This window comes from Candidatus Cryptobacteroides sp. (assembly GCF_056207615.1).
Genome location: NZ_JBAEER010000146.1, coordinates 1 through 1,675, shown reverse-complemented (window position 1 = coordinate 1,675; position 1,675 = coordinate 1). Strand labels below are relative to the sequence as shown.

The 1,675-nt window shown below is 50.7% G+C and carries 3 protein-coding genes; 2 read left to right on the top strand and 1 reads right to left on the bottom strand.

Going from position 1 to position 1,675, the window contains the following annotated elements:
* Positions 1-180 (top strand): tyrosine-protein phosphatase (locus AC06ND_RS08495; protein WP_475678555.1); only part of this gene is annotated, 180 nt, incomplete at its 5' end.
* A gap of 19 nt (positions 181-199) precedes the next feature.
* On the opposite strand, the gene AC06ND_RS08490 is transcribed toward AC06ND_RS08495, so the two are convergent.
* Positions 200-1,009 carry an HAD hydrolase family protein gene (locus tag AC06ND_RS08490; protein WP_475678554.1) on the bottom strand — a complete coding sequence of 270 codons (810 nt, stop codon included), beginning with the start codon at positions 1,007-1,009 and terminating at the stop codon, positions 200-202.
* A 74-nt stretch (positions 1,010-1,083) separates the two neighbouring features.
* On the opposite strand from AC06ND_RS08490, the gene AC06ND_RS08485 reads away from it, so the two are divergent.
* Positions 1,084-1,675: ComF family protein (locus tag AC06ND_RS08485; RefSeq protein WP_475678553.1), on the top strand; the 592-nt coding region annotated here is incomplete at its 3' end.

The window sequence follows — 1,675 nt, the reverse complement described above, 5'->3', positions numbered from 1 at the left end:
ATTTCCTCGGACGAGGTCTATCAGGTGCTCCGCACCTTCATCAGTGTGAACGTGGATTATTTCATCAATGCGCTGGACCTTATCGATCGCAGGTTCGGCTCTTTGAAAGGATACCTCAACGGCGTCCTCATGTTTGCAGATGAGGATATGGCCGTTCTGAAGGAAAGATACACAGAATAGGGTAGATACGTGAAGTCCCTCAATCAATGATTCCGAGGGTCTTCAAAGCATAAGTGACACCGTTTTCTTCAACGTCTTTGGTGATGAAATCGGCTGCCGCCTTCACTTTCGGCAAGGAATTGTCCATTGCCACTCCCATCCCCGCGTGTTCCAGCATGGGAATGTCGTTCCCCCCGTCTCCGAAGGATATGGTTTCTTCAAGTCTTATTCCCAGTTTGGCAATAGTCTGGTCTATGCCCAAAGCCTTTGTAACGCCCAGGACATTGAAATCCGTGAACTCATCGCACCAGCGTGCGGGTGCCATCCTGTCGAGGTAACGGCCGAAGTACGGAGCTTCTTCCTCAGGGGTGATGAAAATGGTGAATTCGTAAATAGGTTCCTTGATAATCTCCAAAGTGGGAACAAGCTTGAGTTTGGGGAATTTCAGGATATCGAGGGAGTTCTCCACATCGGCGTCATACCGGTTTATGAGGGTGGCGTAGGAAGTCGAGAACATACTGGCAAGGCGGCAGTCGTGTATTATCTGTCCCACCCCCCGCGCGACATCGGCCGGAAACGGATTCGCCCCCACCAGTTCGAAAGCATCGAAGTCCTGTACGGGAGCAGGGCCGTTCTTTGCCAGGTAGGACAGAGCCCCGTTGTTGGAAACGACGCCGTCAACCGGGTATTGTATCTTGTCTATTGCGGTGATATGCCGTCCCGTGGCGAGGAAAATCTTTATCCCTTTGGCCCTCAAGGCATCGAGGGACGCCCTGTCTGTCTCAGACAATATATGCTGGGAAAAATTTACAAGAGTACCGTCAACGTCGAAGTAAGCCGCTTTAACCATATCCGAAATTCAACATACAAAGTTAAGCAAAAGATTCGGTTTTTTTTTATATTTTTGGCGGAGGAAACAGGAATGTGAAAATGGAAATCACAGGTGGAGACATAAAGACTTGTCTGCATGATCTGGCGGAGTTGTTTCTTCCCAGATGCTGTTCTGTGTGCGGGGAGAAACTGCTTGCGAATGAAGATTTCCTTTGCACCTCATGCCGCATGTCTTTCCCTTACACTTATTTCTGGACTTCACGGTTCAATCCTATGGCGGAGCGGTTAAATGCTGCCCTGTCTGACGCGGGCGGCCTGCCTGAACCATATGCCCGTGCCGTTGCCTTGTATTTTTACAAAGGTGGGTACAAGAAACTGTCCCAGTCTTTGAAATATGGGGCGGATATGCGCCTTGGACGTTATCTTGCCGGCGCTTTGGGCAGGAAAGTGGCGGAATGCCGCTTCTTCGATGACGTGGATGTGGTGATTCCTGTCCCCCTCCATTGGAGACGACGCTTTTCCCGTGGTTACAATCAGGCCGAAGTGATAGCGGAAGGGGTGTTTTCCGAAATCGTGAAACGGCGGCAGGACCCCGGTTCCTGCCGGCTGGATACGGTTTGTCTGAAGCGTAAGCGTCATACAGGTTCGCAGACGAAACTGGACCGCTCCGGAAAGTTCATCAATG

What these genes read in the sequence shown, in the direction of transcription:
- AC06ND_RS08490 (WP_475678554.1), bottom strand. Translation starts at nt 1,009, where the DNA reads ATGGTTAAAGCGGCTTACTTCGACGTTGACGGTACTCTTGTAAATTTT.